This is a genomic window from Streptomyces sp. NPDC002870 (assembly GCF_042888505.1).
Taxonomy (GTDB): Bacteria; Actinomycetota; Actinomycetes; order Streptomycetales; family Streptomycetaceae; genus Streptomyces.
Genome location: NZ_JBIAPW010000005.1, coordinates 281,093 through 297,287, shown reverse-complemented (window position 1 = coordinate 297,287; position 16,195 = coordinate 281,093). Strand labels below are relative to the sequence as shown.

Annotated in this window: 12 protein-coding genes; 9 read left to right on the top strand and 3 right to left on the bottom strand. The window is 68.8% G+C overall.

All coding sequences use genetic code 11. The features are described from left to right. Positions 1-4: 4 nt before the first annotated feature. The 3 genes from ACFYWY_RS09445 to ACFYWY_RS09435 are packed head-to-tail and all read left to right on the top strand — an operon-like array spanning position 5 to position 3,913. The gene (locus tag ACFYWY_RS09445) at positions 5-2,182 is read left to right on the top strand and encodes a dynamin family protein (RefSeq protein WP_389182213.1); all 2,178 of its coding nucleotides are present in this window, start codon (positions 5-7) and stop codon (positions 2,180-2,182) included. Continuing rightward, the gene (locus ACFYWY_RS09440; protein ID WP_389182210.1) at positions 2,179-3,465 is read left to right on the top strand and encodes an Hsp70 family protein; all 1,287 of its coding nucleotides are present in this window, start codon (positions 2,179-2,181) and stop codon (positions 3,463-3,465) included. Before ACFYWY_RS09445 ends, ACFYWY_RS09440 begins: the two co-directional genes overlap by 4 nt. Then, on the top strand, positions 3,452-3,913 hold the full coding sequence (locus tag ACFYWY_RS09435) for a hypothetical protein (protein WP_389182207.1): 462 nt from the start codon (positions 3,452-3,454) through the stop codon (positions 3,911-3,913). The genes ACFYWY_RS09440 and ACFYWY_RS09435 overlap by 14 nt, the downstream gene beginning before the upstream one ends. A 397-nt stretch (positions 3,914-4,310) precedes the next feature. Here the strand turns inward: ACFYWY_RS09435 and ACFYWY_RS09430 are convergent, their stop codons facing one another. Together ACFYWY_RS09430 and ACFYWY_RS09425 are read right to left on the bottom strand one after the other, a co-directional pair. Then, positions 4,311-4,988 (bottom strand): response regulator, encoded by a 678-nt coding sequence (locus ACFYWY_RS09430; protein ID WP_389182205.1) that lies wholly within the window; start codon positions 4,986-4,988, stop codon positions 4,311-4,313. Then, a complete protein-coding gene (locus tag ACFYWY_RS09425) occupies positions 4,985-6,211 on the bottom strand; it encodes a sensor histidine kinase (protein ID WP_389182202.1) in 1,227 nt (408 codons plus the stop codon). Before ACFYWY_RS09425 ends, ACFYWY_RS09430 begins: the two co-directional genes overlap by 4 nt. 296 nt (positions 6,212-6,507) lie before the next feature. Between ACFYWY_RS09425 and ACFYWY_RS09420 the strand changes: the two genes are divergently transcribed. After that, positions 6,508-8,670, top strand: a complete 2,163-nt coding sequence (locus ACFYWY_RS09420) for an MMPL family transporter (protein ID WP_389182199.1) — start codon at positions 6,508-6,510, stop codon at positions 8,668-8,670. Between the two features lie 31 nt (positions 8,671-8,701). Here ACFYWY_RS09420 and ACFYWY_RS09415 read toward each other — a convergent pair whose 3' ends face one another. Further along, a complete protein-coding gene (locus ACFYWY_RS09415) occupies positions 8,702-10,486 on the bottom strand; it encodes a sigma-54-dependent Fis family transcriptional regulator (RefSeq protein ID WP_389182196.1) in 1,785 nt (594 codons plus the stop codon). A 179-nt stretch (positions 10,487-10,665) separates the two neighbouring features. Here ACFYWY_RS09415 and ACFYWY_RS09410 point away from each other — a divergent pair, with 179 nt between their 5' ends. The 5 genes from ACFYWY_RS09410 (at position 10,666) to ACFYWY_RS09390 (ending at position 16,194) form a co-directional block, all read left to right on the top strand. Continuing rightward, entirely contained in the window at positions 10,666-11,691 is a 1,026-nt protein-coding gene (locus ACFYWY_RS09410) for an NAD(P)-dependent alcohol dehydrogenase (protein WP_389182193.1), read from the top strand. A 17-nt stretch (positions 11,692-11,708) separates the two neighbouring features. Continuing rightward, positions 11,709-13,307 carry an extracellular solute-binding protein gene (locus tag ACFYWY_RS09405; protein WP_389182190.1) on the top strand — a complete coding sequence of 533 codons (1,599 nt, stop codon included), beginning with the start codon at positions 11,709-11,711 and terminating at the stop codon, positions 13,305-13,307. Positions 13,308-13,388: 81 nt separating this feature from the next. Then, on the top strand, positions 13,389-14,267 hold the full coding sequence (locus ACFYWY_RS09400; protein ID WP_389182187.1) for a carbohydrate ABC transporter permease: 879 nt from the start codon (positions 13,389-13,391) through the stop codon (positions 14,265-14,267). Next, complete coding sequence (locus ACFYWY_RS09395; protein WP_389182184.1) at positions 14,264-15,109, top strand: carbohydrate ABC transporter permease; 846 nt, start codon at positions 14,264-14,266, stop codon at positions 15,107-15,109. Before ACFYWY_RS09400 ends, ACFYWY_RS09395 begins: the two co-directional genes overlap by 4 nt. Next, positions 15,106-16,194, top strand: a complete 1,089-nt coding sequence (locus tag ACFYWY_RS09390) for an ABC transporter ATP-binding protein (protein WP_389182181.1) — start codon at positions 15,106-15,108, stop codon at positions 16,192-16,194. Before ACFYWY_RS09395 ends, ACFYWY_RS09390 begins: the two co-directional genes overlap by 4 nt. Position 16,195: the final 1 nt, after the last annotated feature.

Below are 16,195 nucleotides of genomic sequence, written 5' to 3'. Positions count from 1 at the left end.
CACCATGCGGGACAACGCCATCAGCCGTCTGCGTACCGACGTGCTGGCCACTTATCCGAGAGTCCTCGACGAGCTGCTGGACGAGCTCGGCCCCCGGCAGCGGGAACTGCTCGCGCGGTCCAGGGAGCGCCTGGAGGCCGGCACCTGCCATGTGGTGGTGGTCGGTGAGTACAAGCGCGGCAAGTCCTCGCTGCTCAACGCCCTGGTGGAACGGCCCGGCCTGTTTCCGGTCGACGTCGACGTGGCCACCTGTGTGGTCTCCACGCTGGCGTGGGGTGCCGAGGAGCGTGCGGTGGTGCACCTCGGGGACCCCGCTGCCGGGGGCGCCACCCGGCAGCTGGAGCTGACGCTCGCGGAGCTTCCCGCGTACGTCACGGAGCAGGGCAACCCCGGTAATCACAAGAACGTCCGGCTGGTCGAGATCCAGGCCCCGGTGGCCCAGCTGGAAGGGGGGCTGGTGGTCGTCGACACCCCTGGTATCGGCAGTGTCAACGGTGAACACACGGCGGCCACCCGCGCCTTCCTGGAGCGTGCCGACGGGCTGGTCTTCGTCTGCGATGCGATCGAGCCGCCCGCCACCTACGAGCTGGACTTCCTGAGCGAGGCTCTGGAGAAGTGCGAGGTGGTGGTCACCGCCGTCACCAAGACCGACAAGGTGCGGGATGCCGGTCCGGTGGTCGCGGGCACCCGCGAGAAGGTCGCCGGGCGCACGGGGAGGCCGGCCGACAGCCTGGTGACAGTGCCCGTTTCCTCGTTCCGCAAGCTCAAGTGGCTCAGGGACCGCACCGACGACCAGTTGCTCGCCGACTCGGGTTTCCCGGAACTGGAACGCGCGCTGTGGGGAGGGCTCGCCACCACGAGTTGCGCGGTTCAGCTGCGGCGGGCGCTGGACGGACTGGCCGACGCCTTGGCGACGGCGGGGTCACCGCTGGTCAACGAACTGGCCGCGCTGGAGTCCGACGCGTCCCTGCGGCGGATCCGCGGCCAGGTCGAGGAGACCACCGCCCGGCTCGCGGAGCTGAGTTCCGCAAGCGCGAGCTGGCGCACCGAGCTGACCCGGCGCTTCGAGGTGGACACCCGACAGGCCCGCGCCGCGCTGCAGGACACCTTCGACACGGCGCTGCGCCGCTACCAGGAGAAGGTGTCGGCCGGGGCCGACCCGGGCTCGGACGAGCTGACCGGCGAGGTCGCCTCCGGCATGCTCCGGGCGCTCACCGAGGCACATGACCGGCTGGCCACCGTGGCCATGCAGATCATGGAGGAGTTCGCCCGGCACACCAGTCTCCGCCTCACGTCGCTCGAGGCACCCCAACCGCCCTTCACCCCCAGCATCGCGGTCCCCACCGTGCCGCTCAACGTCCGGCCCGCCCGTATCTTCGACCAGCTCCGGGCCAGTTGGTCCACCGGGATGGCCGGCGTCGGCGCGGGAGCCGGCGTCGCCATGATCGAACCGTTCAGCGGCATGGTCGTGGCAACCGGGCTGGGCATCATGGGAATGGTCCACGGCGTCCGCAACCACCGGCAGGATCTGCGCGAGCGGGCCCAGCGCGAGCGCGACGCGCGGCTGCTCCAGCTGGTCTGCCAGGAGATCGCCGCAAACCGGCGGCACGCCTCCGAATCCTTCCAACAGGCGTATGGGGACATCGCCCAGTCCATGGTCAAGGAGCTGAACGCGCAACTTGCGGCCCAGCAGGAGTCGTTGGCCGAGTCCGGTCGCAGACTCCAGGAGGCGAGCCGGCAGACCAGGGAGACCCACACCCACAGGCGCGGCGAGCTGCTGGCCCGCCAGGAGCGCTACCGCCGGCTGCAGGGGGAGCTCGACCTGCTGCGCTCCCGCATGGACCGCCTGGCCATGAGGTCGGCGACGCCCTCCGAGCCGCGGCCAGGACCGGCGGGCCGGGCACCGCAGTCGGCGCCGGCCGGGGCACCGCCGCACGCCGCGCCCTCCATGGTCGCCGCCATGGCCGGGGCCACGGCGGCCGCGGTGGTCGGCGAGGTCGCGGCGGACCTCGCCCTGAACGCCGCTCTGCACGCGCTCGGCCCGGACGTCCCCGCTGTCCCCGGTCAGGGCCCAGCCGACGTCTCCGGGGTGGACGCGCCGTCGGAGCCGCCGGGAATCGACACCACCTTGCCCCCGGCGATCGGCGCGTCCTTCGACCCCGACCAGTTCGACACGCCATGACCGGCACCACCACCGATGGAGGCGCGACCTGCGGCGTGGTCTACGGCATCGACTTCGGCACCTGGGCCTCCGCTCTGGTGGTACTACGTCAGGGGCACCCCCCGCTGCCGGTGCGCGACCCCGTCAGCGCTCACGGTGCGACCTTGGTACGCAGTGCCGTGTGTCTGCTCCCCGACGGATCGATGGTGGTGGGGCAGGCGGCCCAGAACTCGCGTCTGCAACGCCCCGAGCGGTTCCGGGCCGAATTCAAGCGGGAGTTCGGCGAGCCGTTCCCGCACCGGCTCGGCGAGCGCCGGTTCAGCAGCGAGGAGCTCACCGCGCGGGTTCTCGGCTTCCTCGTGGAGCAGGCCCGCCGGGCCGTCGGGGCCGAGCCGGACCGGGTGGGGATCACCGTTCCGGCCACCTGGGAGCGGGCCCGCCGGGGGCTCATGCTGGAGGCGGCCGAGGCCGCGGGCCTCCGGCCGGAGACAGTCGAGGTGCACACCGAGCCGGTGGCGGCCGCCGTCTACGCCCTGCACGACCATGGGATGGACCGCGAGCGGACCATCCTCGTGTACGACCTGGGTGGCGGCACGTTCGACCTGGCGATCGCCCGGGGAGCCAGGGACGGTTTCAGCGTCCTCGGCTCCCCCGGCGGTCTGCCCCATGTCGGCGGGCTGGCCATCGACCAGGCGGTGCTCGGCCTGATACGGGACCGCTGTCCCGTCGCCGCCCTGGACTCCCTGCGGTCCTCCGGCCGCGACGCGGACGGCGATGGCGCGGGGGTGCTGCGCCGCAGGACCCAGCTCGCGGAGGCGTGCACCGCGTTCAAGCAGCAACTGTCCGTCTCGTCGGAGCACACCGATCTGCTCACCATGCTCGATCCGCCGGTCGAGGTCACGCTCACGCAGGCCGAACTGAGGGACGCAGTCCACCCGCTGCTGTCGGATACCGTCGCGGAGTGCGAGCGAGTGCTGCGTGCCCATGGCCTCGGCTGGGCCGATCTCGACCTCATCGTCCCGGTGGGCGGCAGCTCCCGGCTTCCCATGGTCGGTGAACTGCTGGCCGCCCGCTCCGGGCGGCCTGTGATGGACGTGTCCGAGCCGGAACTCGCGGTGGCCACGGGGGCGGCCTGGCTCGCCCGGGGTGCGGTTCCCGCCCGTGTGGCCGCGCCGCCGGCCCTTCCCGACGCAGCGCCGGAGCCCCGTCCGGTGCGTACGTTCCCGGCAGGGGTCAGGGCTTTGCTGGACGCCGGTCTGACCGACCGTATGGTGCTGGAGGCGGTACGAAGTGCCCGGACCTGACATTCCGTCGCCCCACGGGCTCGCGCTGTCCGACCAGTGGCACCGGCTGGTGAGCACGTGGGTGTCGCGGCACGACGCTCCATTCGAAGCCGACGCGGGCTCGGTGGCGGTCGGGTTCGACCTCCCGGAGGCACGCCGGAAGATCACGCTGGCGTTCACGACGACCCGGGATGAACTGCTGCTGGTGCTGGTCACGGACGACCGATACCTGGCGGAGGATCAGATCGCCCTGGCGGCCGCCGCCGCCAACGCCTGGAACGTCGAGCGGCTGGCCCCCATGCTCGCAGTCTGCAACCTCGGCGGCGACCGCCCCGCGTACCTGAGCGGCATCCGTACGCTGCCGCTGGCCTGTGCGCTGTCCCGGTCGGCCTTCCACATGATTGCCGACCAGTGGCTCGATGAGGCACGGGAGCTGTTCACCTGGTGTCACCGGGAGTTCCGGCTGTGAGACGCCGCCCTCGGCGCCCGCGCTCCGGCCCGTCCACCATGACGAACCACTGGCGTGGGCAGGGCCTGATAGCGCGAGTAGGCCCCTCCGCTCATGGCTCTCTTCGCCGTGGCCGCGGCGCTGCTGCAGCCAACTGGGTGCACCGCTGGCCGGAGCTCTCGGCGCGGCCAGGGCCCTGACGGCAACAGGAGCTTGGCCGCCTTGCGGCTCGCCGACATTACCCAGCTCGCCCGAGGGCAGGCCGTCCCCGCCTGGCTCCCAGTCCCGGACGCGCCGGTCGTGCCCGAGCCGCTGCGCGGCCGCTACGTCGCGCATGTACGGATCGCCTACACCGGCAGCGCCGAGAAGGGCGAGCGGCTCGTCGCCCCGCTGAGGCGGTCGGCCCACGCCTGGTTGCTCAGTGACCGATGTCGTGATCTCCCGCTTCGACGAGTCCGCTCTCATAGGCGAAGATCACGATCTGGATGCGGTCACGCAGACCAAGTTTGGTGAGGATGCTCGACACGTGCGATTTGACCGTGGCGGGCCCGATGAAGAGCTGGGCGGCGATCTCCGAGTTGCTCGCGCCCCGCGCGGCGGCGACCACGATCTCGAGTTCGCGCTCGGTGAGTCGCTGCAGGCGGCCCGCCACGGTGGCGCTGACGACACGTCGCTCCGCGAACTGGTCGATGAGGCGCCGGGTGATCGACGGTGCCAGCAGCGCCCCGCCCTCTGCCACAGTGCGCACGGCGGTGGCGAGCTGCTCGGGGGGAATGTCCTTGAGTACGAAGGCGCTGGCACCCGCACGCAGCGCCTTGTAGACGTACTCGTCCGGATCGAACGTGGTCAGGATCAGGACCCGCACGTCCCAGTCCGCCTCCCGCAGGATCCGGGAGGTGGCCTCGATGCCGTCCATGCCGGGCATGCGGATGTCCATGAGGATCACGTCCGGACGATGCTTGCGTGCCGCGTCGACGGCCTCAAGTCCGGTCCCGGCCTCGGCCATGACCTCGATGTCGTCATGGACCCGCAGAATCATGACGAAGCCCCGGCGGACCAGCGCCTGGTCGTCCACGACGACGACACGGATACTCACGCGGGCTCTCCTCCAGTGGGCAGATAGGCGGCCAGCCGGAATCCGCCGCCGGGACGCGGCCCCGCATCGAGGCTGCCGCCGAGGAGGAGTGCTCTCTCCCGCATGCCGACGATCCCATGGCCGGGCACACCGCCGTGGAAGCCGGCCGACACTGACTGGACGGCGGCTCCGCGACCGTCGTCGAGCACCTCGATGGTGAGGCCGCCGCTCTCGTAGCTCAGGCGCACCTCGGTGTGGGTCCGCGGTCCGCTGTGCTTGAGCACGTTGGTCAGTGCCTCCTGGACGATGCGGTACGCCGACAGCTCAACGCGGGCCGGGAGAGCAGCCTGGACACCGCCGGTGACCGAGACGTCCAGACCCGCCTCGCGGACCTGCTCGACGAGCTGGTGAAGGTCGGCCAGCCGGGGCTGGGGGCCCAGCCCGTCGCGGTCGGCGTCCGGCCGCAGTACTCCCAGCAGGTGACGCAGTTCGTCCAGCGCCTGGCGCCCGGCTTGTTCCACCGCCGCCATCGCTTCCAGGGCCCCCTGGGGATCGTCGGCGGCCACCATCCGGGCCGCACCCGCCTGAACGGTCATCATGCTCACCCGGTGGGCGACCACGTCGTGCAGTTCGCGGGCGATGTGGGTGCGCTCCTCGGCGACGATCCGGCGCGTCTCTGCGGCCTGCTCCTCGCGGAGTCGGGCGGCGCGCTGCGCACGCAGCCGCAGACGCCGGCCGATGTACCAGACCCCGAACATGACCAGGGCGCCGAAGGCGATCTCCCCCCAGGGGACGGAGTTCAGCAGGCCGTCGATCGTGACCGCGGCGATGGCGGCAGCGATGGCCGCGGCGGCGCAGAGTCGGCTCCGCCGGGTGTCCGCGGCGTATCGCCCGACGCTGTACAGCGCCACGATCACGATCCCGCTCGAGGTGGAGTAGCTGCTCCCCAGCGTCGGCGCCCAGGCGACGAGCGCCACTGCCACGACCGCGACAGGTTCGCGGCGACGCCAGTACAGCGCCGCGCCGGCCACGGCGTACAGCAGCAGGACCGGGACGGGCACGTCGGTGATCGGACGGAAGCGGAGCGCATCGCCGGGGGCTTCCTCCACGAACACCGCGGCCAGGGGCATGGCGGCAGCGAGGACGGCGTCCGCAGTCCGCGGCCACCGGGCGAAGGGTCCGCGGAACCTGCCCGGGACGCCGCGGACAAGCGTCTCCGGGGGCAGCGCCGTGCGGTTCATCATCGCTCCGTCAAAGGGCTTTCCGGCGCCCTGACGCTGGTCATCAGGGTGCACCGGGCACGCCATCGTAGGTCCAGGTCGCGGGCGCAGTCACCCGCCTGCGGGCGGATGCCGGACTCCCCCGCCGGGCGGAGGTACCGCCGCGTTCTCCCCGTCACGCGCGGGAGCCCCCGGCCCGTCCGGTGGCGGGGGACAGCACCGGCGCCGGAAACCCACGATGGAACCGCTCACAACTCACGCCTCCAGCGCGCCACCGGCCGGCGGCGGACGGCGGCCATCTCACGGGAGCCCACACAGCCATGAACCAATTCACCCGTCGTATCGGCAGCGCGAGCGCCCGCCGACCATGGGTCACCATCGCCACCTGGGCGGTTGCCCTCCTCCTCGTACTGCCCCTGGCCGCGACCGCCGGCGGCTCGTTCGTCGACGACCTGGTCGCTCCGGGCAGCCAGAGCGAGGAGGCGATGGAGCTGCTCGAAGAGCGCTTCCCGGAAGCGTCCGGGGGCAGTGCCATGGCGGTCTTCGCCGCGCCGGAAGGGGAGCGGCTGGAGCGCCACCGGCCTGCCGTCGACGCGGCGGTCGCCCGGATCGCCGACGTGGAGCACGTCGCCTCCGCAGCAGGCCCCTTCACCGCGGGCACGCTCTCGCCGGACGGACGTATCGGCTTCGCCCGGATCACGTTCGACGTGCCCGCGATGGAAGTGGACCCCAAGGAGATCGAGGCCCTGACCGACGCGATCGAGCCCGCACGAGGGGACGGCGTCGTCGTCGAGCTGGGCGGTGACGCCGTCTTCATCAACGCCGAGACGGAGACATCGGGTGCGGAGGCGGCGGGCCTGCTGACCGGACTGGTCATCCTGGTGGTGGCGTTCGGCACGATCCTGGCCGCGCTGGTGCCGATCGTGCTCGCCCTGGTGGCCGTCGCCGCGGGCCTGGGCAGCGTCATGCTGCTGGCCAACGCGCTGCACGTCTCGACCGGCGCCCCCACGATCGGCGCGATGATCGGCCTGGGCGTCGGCATCGACTACGCCCTGTTCATCGTGGCCCGTCACCGCGAGAACCGCGCCGCCGGTCAGGACAACACCGCCGCTCTGTCGAACGCCATGGGGTCCTCGGGCGCGGCCGTCCTGTTCGCCGGCGGCACCGTCATCGTGGCGATGGCCGCTCTCGGGCTGACCGGCCTGGGCTTCCTGACGTCGATCGGCCTGAGTACCGCCCTGGTCGTCCTCTTCGCCGTGGCGACCGCCCTGACGTTGCTGCCCGCCCTGTTGTCGCTCCTGGGCGACCGTGTCCACAAAAGGAGCCGCCGGAGCCGCAAGCGCCCTGTGAAGAAGGCCGAGGACACGGCATGGTGGCGCTTCGCCCACCGTGTGTCCGGCCGGCCGTGGCGCTACCTGCTCGCGGCGTCCGCGGTCCTGCTCGCACTGGCCGCCCCCGCGCTGCGCATGGAGACCGGCTTCCCCGACGCAGGCGACGACTCCACGAGCACCACCCACCGCCGCGCCTACGACCTGCTGGCCGAGGGCTTCGGGCCGGGCTTCAACGCCCCTCTGCTGATCGTCGCCGACCTGACCCGCCCCGGCGCGGAGGCCGAGGACGTGCCCGCTCTGTCCCGGCGCATCGCCGCCGACCCCGGCATCGCCGCGGTCGGCGAGCCACAGACCTCCGCGGCCGGGGACACCGTCGTGCTGTCCATGTTCCCTACCACCGCGCCCGCCGACGCCGAGACCTCCCTGACCCTTGAGCGCGTCCGTGACCTCGTCCCCGACAATGTCGCCGTATCCGGCCTGACCGCCATGACCGACGACCTCACCGAGCAACTCACCGACACCCTGCCGGTCTTCATCGCCGCGATCCTGGCAGCGTCGTTCCTGCTGCTGATGGTGGTGTTCCGCTCCGTCGCACTGCCGCTGAAGGCCGCTCTGGTCAACCTGCTGTCCATAGGCGGGGCATACGGCGTGGTGGTCGCCGTCTTCCAGTGGGGCTGGCTCGGGGGCCTGTTCAACCTGCAGGACACCTTCCTGATCGCCTCGCCCATGCCGACGATCTTCTTCGCGGTCCTGTTCGGCCTGTCCATGGACTACGAGGTGTTCCTGCTCTCGCGCGTCCGCGAGGAGTACGCCGCGACGGGCGACACCACCGAGTCGGTGGCACGCGGCATGGCGGCCACGGGCCGTGTGATCACCTCTGCCGCACTGATCATGGCGGTGGTGTTCCTCAGCTTCGTCGCCAACCCGTCGCCGCTCGTGAAGATGATGGGCCTGGGCCTGGCGACCGCGATCGTGCTCGACGCGACGATCGTCCGCATGGTGCTCGTGCCCGCGGCCATGGCGCTGATGGGGCGCGCGACCTGGTGGCTGCCGCGCTGGCTCGACCGTCGGCTGCCCCGCATCGGCGGCGAGGACGCCGACCCTCAGCCTCATCCCGAGCCGGTGCCGGCTCCCGTGCCGGGGACTTGGTAGGACGACCTACTGGGGTGGTAGGCCGGCCTTCTCAGGTGAGGCTCGATGGGACGATCCCGTAACGGCGCATCTTGCGGTACATGGTGGCGCGGGAGATGCCGAGGTCCTGCGCGGTGCGCTGGACGTTGGAGTTGCGGTCCATCAGCCCGCGCAGAATGGCATCCCTTTCCAGCGCTTCGATGGCGGTCAACACCTTGTGGGACGATACCCGGCATTCCGGCGGGAGATCCTCCACTTGGATGACTCCGCCGGAAGGGCGCCGTGCGAGGCCGCGGATCACCGACTCGAGCTGCCGGACGTTCTCCGGCCAGGGGCAACGCTGCAGCATCGCAAGCGTATCCGGGGAGCAGCCGCTCTCTCCGCTCGGCCGGTATTTGAGCAGGAAGAACCGGACCAAGTGCTCGATGTCTCCATAGCGATGACGGAGGGGCGGCACCTCCACCTTGGCGTCGTACAGACGGTCGAGCTCGTCGTCGGTCGTGACCATGGACGGTTGGCTGGTCATGACCAGTTGCCCGGCGGCGGTCCCGTAGGGGTGTGCCAGGAGGCTTGTCAGCTGTCGGCGCAGGTGATCGCCCAGCAGGTGGACATCGCGCAGGACTACCACAGTCGACGCTTGGGCCCGCAGCTCGCGGACGTCGCGCAGCCATTGCTCGCCGGCGTGCGGTGTCTCCGACGTCGGCGCCTCCACCAACTCCAGCCGTCGCCCGTCACCGTGGGCTCGGTGGAGGGCATGGACCAGTGTCCGCTTGCCGACACCCGCTTCGCCCACGACATGAAGCCAGGACCCGGCGACGAACGCCGCTTCGGTTTCGGCGACCGCGCGCAGCCATTGCGGGGAGGAGCCCACCAATCCCAGGCCCGATCGCGTGGGCCCGGCGGAAACGACCGGTACGGGCTGGGGACGTCCGATGACCCGGATCCGGAAGATGGCGCCCGCGTCGCTGTCCTCGCGCCGGCTTCGGCTGACCCGGAGTTCGGCGACTCGTCCGGAGGGGAGGGCAATACTCCGTGGCCCTTCGAACCGAGCGTCGGCGGCGATCTCTCGTGCGTGGTCGAGCAACGCGTAGTGATCCGGTCCTGTCACAGCCGACCGCAACTGCTCGTTCATCATGACGACTTCACGATTGAGGGCGAGGACAGGCCCCGGGCGGACCGAGGAGCACGCGTCCATGTAGTCCTGGAACAGGGCCCGCTCCCGTCGCGAGCTGATCGCGGCGATCTCACCTTCGATCTGGCCCGCGACAGAGCGGGCCAGAGCCATGAGCATGCCGGCGGAGCCCTGACGGACCGTGGTCAGGTTGAAGGCTCCGAGCAGCGTGCGCCGGACGGGATGCAGAATCGGCACGGCGGCGCAGTGGAAATCCCGCAGCGCCTCGACGTAGTGCTGGCTTCCGGCGATCATGACCGGACGGCCGCTGGCCAACGCGGTCCCGATGCCGTTGGTGCCCACAAAGCGCTCTGCGAACACGTGGCCCGGGGCCAGCTGCACTCGGTTGAGCCGCGTCGTCAGACCTTCGTGGGAGAGCTGGCGGGACAGCACCACGCCGTTCCGGTCCGTGATCATCGTGGACACCGGGTCGTCGGCAAGCTGCTCGTGCAGCCTGTTCAGGATCGGCAGCGCCGCCCTGGCGAGCGGGCTGTCCAGATTGGGGTTCTCGAGGTAGGGAGCGTCGATACAGCTCGGCTTCACCTCGTACTCGATCGAGCGTAGCCACGAAGCGACCACAAGCGGGCGTGCGCTCGGATCCTTGGTGACTTCCAGGTAGAGCTCTCTGGCCGCTGCCAGCGAGCTGCCAGGTTGACGTCGGGGCATTTAACACTTCCGTATCACGCGCGTCATCCCTCGGTGGAGTGATTGGAACAGCTCGATGACGCGATACCTATGGCGTGTATCACATTGAGACATCCGCGGACTGTTTGTGAGACATCGGTCTGCGAGCGGCGGGCTGTGTAATCGGCGCACCATCCACCCGCCGATTCGCAGGGAGCGCCATGAAAGCCGTGCAGGTCATCGAGTACGACGAGCCGCCAGTGCTCGTGGATGTGCCGGACCCGCAGATCACCGGTCCGCTGGATGTGATCGTGAAGGTGGGAGGTGCGGGGGTCTGCCGCACCGATCTGCACATTCTCGAAGGACAGTGGAGCGCCAAGAGCGGGGTTGCCCTGCCGTACACCATCGGCCATGAGAACGCCGGCTGGGTACAGGAGGTGGGGCAGGCCGTCACACACGTCAAGGTCGGCGACCCGGTCATCCTGCACCCGCTCATGACCTGCGGTCTGTGCCGTGCCTGCAGGGCCGGGGACGATGTGCACTGTATGAGCTCGGCCTTCCCGGGGATCGACGCCGACGGGGGCTATGCCGAGTACCTCAAGACGACCGCCCGCTCTGTCGTGACACTCGACCCGTCCCTTGAGCCGGCGTCGGTGGCGGCCCTGGCGGACGCCGGACTCACGGCGTACCACGCTGCCGCCAAGGCGGCCCGGGGCCTGCGACCGGGTGACCGGGCAGTGGTGATCGGCGCCGGAGGTCTCGGGCACATCGGTATTCAAGTGCTCCGGGCACTTTCTCCGGTCGAGATAATCGTGATCGACCGGAGCCCGGATGCCCTCGCCCTGGCCAAGGAACTGGGCGCCGAACACACGCTGGTCGCTGACGGCAGTGAGACAGAGCGCGTCCTGGAACTCACCGGCGGGCACGGGGCGGAGACCGTTCTGGACTTCGTCGGCGAGGGGGGTGCCGTCGAGACGGGCGTCGCCTGCCTGCGCCGTAACGGCAACTACTACGTCATCGGTTACGGCGGCCGGCTCGACGTTCCGACGATCGACGTCATCTCCACCGAGATCAACTTCATCGGCAACCTCGTGGGGTCCTACAACGACCTGTCCGAGCTGATGGTGCTGGCGGCCCAGGGCAAGGTCGGCCTGCGCACCCAGCGGTACCCCCTGGCGTCCTTCCAGGACGCCCTCGACGACTTGTCCGCCGGTGCCGTACGCGGCCGAGCGATCTTGATCCCGTGAGTCGAAGGAGCAGACCCATGCGCAACAACTCGTACAAGGGCGTGATCGCCGCCGCGGCCGTCGTGGCCCTCACCGCCACAGGATGTACCAGTCAGGACCAGCCGGAGAGCAAGCCCGACAGGCCGGCGCTGTTCAAGCCGGGTGAGGAGATCAGCTACAGAAAGTACGGCAAGGACTACCCGGCCACGGAGGTCAAGGACGTACCGGGGCCGTGCAGTTACGAGTCGATCAGCCGTAAAGACTACTCCGGGCAGACGCTGAAGATCATCAGCCATGCCGTCCCCGTCATCGGCGAGCCGACCAAGCTGCATGCCAGGCAGTTCGAGGAGATCACCGGGGCAAAGGTGGAGGTGGTCAACGTCCCGTTCGGGGAGCTGCACCAGAAGATCCTCACGCCCCTGCAGGCGGGCCAGCCGGCGTACGACGTCATGTTCTACCCCTCCTTGTGGATCGGCGACATGGCCCCGTATCTGGCACCGGTGCCGAAGGAGTACCTGGACACCCCTGGCATGAAGGACGTCACGAAGGCCTATATGGACGTGGCGACCTGGAACGGGAAGGTCGTTCAGTACCCCGTGGACGGTGACCGGCATTACCTCAAGGTCCGCACGGACGTACTGAAGGACCCGAAGCGGCAGGCGGCGTACAAGGCGGCCACGGGCAAGGACCTCCGCACGCCCAAAACCTGGGCCGAATACCAGGAGGTCGCCGCGTTCTTCAGCGGCAAGGACGTCGACGGTGACGGCAAGCCCAACTTCGGCAGTGCCGAGGTGACCAAGCGTGACGACCTGACGTTCTCCGCCTTCATCAGCCGTGCGGCGCCCCATGTGAAGCACCCGGACGTCAAGGGGGGCCTCTTCTTCGACCTGGACACCATGGAGCCTCTGATCAACACCCCCGGCTTCGTACGCGCTCTCGACGACATGGTGAAAGCCAAGTCGACCTGGGCACCCGGTGGCGCCAACTTCGGTCTGGGCGACGAGATCTTCTCCTTCGGAGGCGGCCAGACACTGATGTCCTACTCATGGGACGACGCGTTCATCCAGGCCCAGCAACCGGACAGCAGGATACGCAACAAGATCGAAGCGGCGGCGCTGCCCGGTTCCACCGAGGTCTACAACCGCACCACAAAGGCGTGGGACAAGAGGCAAAACCAGGCTCCCTACTTCACCTGGGGCTGGACCTCGGCGGTGGCCAAGGCCGCGCGCAACCAGAACATGGCCTTCGACTACCTGTGCTTCTTCAGCAACGAGGCGAATACCGCCCTCGACCTGACCGTCGGCCGCTTCGGCGTCAATCCTTACCGCAACGCCCACTTCGATGCGGCGTTCTGGGAGAAGCAGGGCTGGGACAAGGACGTCGCGAAGTCGTACGTGCAGACGCTCTCCGGCATGGAGAAGAGCACCAACCGCGTCTTCGACCTGCGTGTCCCCGGTGTCAACCAGTACATGTCCGCGCTGGCCAACGGCGTCGCCGCGGCTCTGGCGGGGCAGAAGGCGCCGCAGCAGGCACTGGACGAGGCGGCCCGGGAATGGACCAAGATCACCAAGCAGATCGGCAAGGACAAGGTCCGCAGCGCCTATCGAAACGTGGTCGCACTCGAGGACAACTCCTGACCCGACCGCAGGGACGCCCCGGGTGGCAGGCCGAGCCGGCCGGCCACCCGGGGGCGCCCGCCCGCTTCCGCAAGGAGAACCATGGAAGGCCTGCGCCGGCACAAGAGCATGTTCCTCCTCCCAGGACTGCTCACGCTCGCCCTCATCATCATCTTTCCGCTTCTGTTCACCATTCGTGTCAGCTTCTCCGGCTGGAACGTGAGCAACCCTCAGTTGGACTTCATAGGTGGGGCCAACTACGTCACGATGCTGCACGACAGCCGCTTCTGGACCTCGATCATGCGCCTGGTCCTCCTGGCGGGCGGCACCGTCCTGATCCAGTACGCCATCGGATTCGGGATGGCCCTGCTCGTCTGGCGAGAGGCACGCGGCCGTCGTCTCTGGCGAGTGCTGTTCCTCGTCCCCATGATGACCACTCCCGTGGTGATGGCCGCCATCTGGCAGATGATCTTCCACGAGTCACTGGGACCGCTGAACGATCTGCTCGGGATGCTCGGCCTGACCAAGGTTCCCTGGCTCACCGAGTCCGGTCCGGCGCTGGTCGCGCTGATGACCGTCGAGGTCTGGCAGTGGACCCCGTTCATGTTCCTGCTGTTGCTGGCCGGTCTGTTGAGCCTCCCCAAGGAACCGTTCATGGCCGCAGCCATCGACGGGGCGGATGCCTGGCGCACCTTCCGGAAGGTGACGTTCCCGCTCATGGCGCCGGTGTCGGTCGCGGCGATCATCATCCGGCTGATCGAGGCGTCCAAGCTCTCCGACAGCGTCTACGTGCTGACCTCCGGGGGGCCGGGCTCCTCCACGGAGACGCCGGGCTACTACCTCTACATCCAGGGGCTCAGGGATCAGCAGACCGGGTACAGCGGGGCGATGTCCCTGACCTATCTCGTCCTGATGATCGTCACGCTCACGGTCGTCGCCGCTTTGCTCGCCAGGGCCTTCAAGCTGAAGGGGGACTCATGAGGTCGCGCCTTTATCCCGTATTCAAATACACCGTGATCGCACTCTGGGCCTGCTTCGTCGCGGGTCCGTTCTTCTGGGCCATGACGACCAGTTTCAAGGACGCCAACGCAGTGCAGGGCGGCGCCACATATCTTCCCTGGATCCAGTACCAGCCCACTGCCACCGGCTGGCGCAACATATTCGGCGGAGCCGGTGGCATCGATGTGATCCAGCCCTTCCTCAACAGTGCCATCGTCACCATCGCCGCCTCGGCCATCAGCCTCGTTCTCGGATCCCTGGCCGCCTACGCGTTGTCCCGCTACCGGTTCAAGATCGGCTTTATCAAGAACAGCGACATCGTCTTCTTCTTCGTGTCACAGCGGATCATGCCGCCTGTCGTCCTGGTGATCCCCTTCTTCTACCTCCTGCAGTGGGCGGGCCTCCTGGACAGCATCCTGGGCCTGGTCATCGTGACGGTTGCCCTGCTGCTGCCCATCGCGGTCTGGGTGATGGTGGACTTCTTCAACGGCATCCCGCGTGAGATCGACGAGATGGCCATGCTCGACGGCTGCGGCCCGTTCCAGACCTTCGTGCGTGCGATCCTGCCGAACTCCCTGCCCGGGCTGACCGTGGCCGCGATGTTCTGTGCGGTGTTCGGCTGGAACGACTTCTTCTTCGCCTTCAGGCTGACCTTCACCGAGGTACAGACCCTGCCCCAGGCTGTCGTCGCCCTCAACTCGTCCATCCCGCCCTGGTGGACCCTCTCCGCCGCTGCCCTCTTCGGCGTGGCGCCGCTGATCATCCTCGCGCTCTGGGTCGAGCGCTATCTGTCAAAGGGAAACCTCTCGGGAGCGGTCCGATGAACCTGAGTGCTACTGACCTGTGCCTGACCGTCGACGGCGTCGACCATCTCAAGGAGGTGACCGCGACTTTTCTGCCGGGACGGCTCCACACCGTCATCGGCCGGACGATGGCGGGAAAGACAACCCTCCTGCGGGTGCTGGCCGGCCTGCAGGGGGTCGATTCCGGCTCCCTGACCAGGGAGGGAGCCGACTTCCTGGAAACGCCGGTCTGGCGACGTGACACCGCCATGGTCTACCAGCAGTTCATCAACTACCCACATCTCAACGTGTTCGACAACGTTGCTTTCCCTCTCAGGCGGGCGGGACTGTCGCGAGACGAGATTCAGCGACGTGCCAGGAACAGCCTGGCACGTGTGGGCCTCGCCGACTTCGAGCGGCGCAAGCCGTCTCAGCTCTCCGGTGGCCAGCAGCAGCGCGTTGCGCTGGCTCGCGCCCTTGCCCGCGAAACGGGCATCCTCCTGCTCGACGAGCCGCTGGCAAATCTGGACTACAAGTTGCGTGAACAGTTGCGCGACGAGTTCAGAAGCCTCTTCTCGGACCAGGGCGACACGGTAGTGATCTACACAACCACCGAACCCGCCGAGGCGATGATGCTCGGTGACGTGGTGCTGGTCATGCACGAGGGACAGATCCTCCAGATCGGTCCTCCGCAGGAGGTCTTCGAGCGTCCGGCGACAACCACGGTGGCATCCATCATCAACGACCCGCCCATGAACATCTTCGCGGGACGCATCGAGGGCGGGCAGGTCACGGTGGCCGGCTTCCAGGCCACGCATGCGTCCGCGCATCTCGCCGAACTGCCCGATGGCGCCTACCAGTTCGGCCTGCGCGCAACGGACGTCAGCCTGGCGTCCGCCGGGGTCGAGGGCGAGGTCACCTTCGTCGAGATCTCCGGGTCGGAGACGTTTGTCCACGCGGCCGTCGGCGAGACCCCGTTCGTCGTACAGATCGAGGGCATCCATGACGTCGCTCTGGGTGATCTGGTGAAACTGCGGCTGCGTCCTGAGCGGCTGTTCGCCTTCGACGAGAAGGGCACGCTCGTGCAGACACCTTCATACGATCTCGCTTCAGTGGAAGGGCGTTGAT

Bases quoted from the DNA above. Each gene is read 5' to 3' on its own strand.
- ACFYWY_RS09405 (WP_389182190.1), top strand. From the start codon at position 11,709: ATGCGCAACAACTCGTACAAGGGCGTGATCGCCGCCGCGGCCGTCGTG.
- ACFYWY_RS09445 (WP_389182213.1), top strand. From the start codon at position 5: ATGCGGGACAACGCCATCAGCCGTCTGCGTACCGACGTGCTGGCCACT.
- ACFYWY_RS09410 (WP_389182193.1), top strand. From the start codon at position 10,666: ATGAAAGCCGTGCAGGTCATCGAGTACGACGAGCCGCCAGTGCTCGTG.
- ACFYWY_RS09395 (WP_389182184.1), top strand. From the start codon at position 14,264: ATGAGGTCGCGCCTTTATCCCGTATTCAAATACACCGTGATCGCACTC.
- ACFYWY_RS09420 (WP_389182199.1), top strand. From the start codon at position 6,508: ATGAACCAATTCACCCGTCGTATCGGCAGCGCGAGCGCCCGCCGACCA.
- ACFYWY_RS09415 (WP_389182196.1), bottom strand. From the start codon at position 10,486: ATGCCCCGACGTCAACCTGGCAGCTCGCTGGCAGCGGCCAGAGAGCTC.
- ACFYWY_RS09390 (WP_389182181.1), top strand. From the start codon at position 15,106: ATGAACCTGAGTGCTACTGACCTGTGCCTGACCGTCGACGGCGTCGAC.
- ACFYWY_RS09440 (WP_389182210.1), top strand. From the start codon at position 2,179: ATGACCGGCACCACCACCGATGGAGGCGCGACCTGCGGCGTGGTCTAC.
- ACFYWY_RS09425 (WP_389182202.1), bottom strand. From the start codon at position 6,211: ATGATGAACCGCACGGCGCTGCCCCCGGAGACGCTTGTCCGCGGCGTC.
- ACFYWY_RS09400 (WP_389182187.1), top strand. From the start codon at position 13,389: ATGGAAGGCCTGCGCCGGCACAAGAGCATGTTCCTCCTCCCAGGACTG.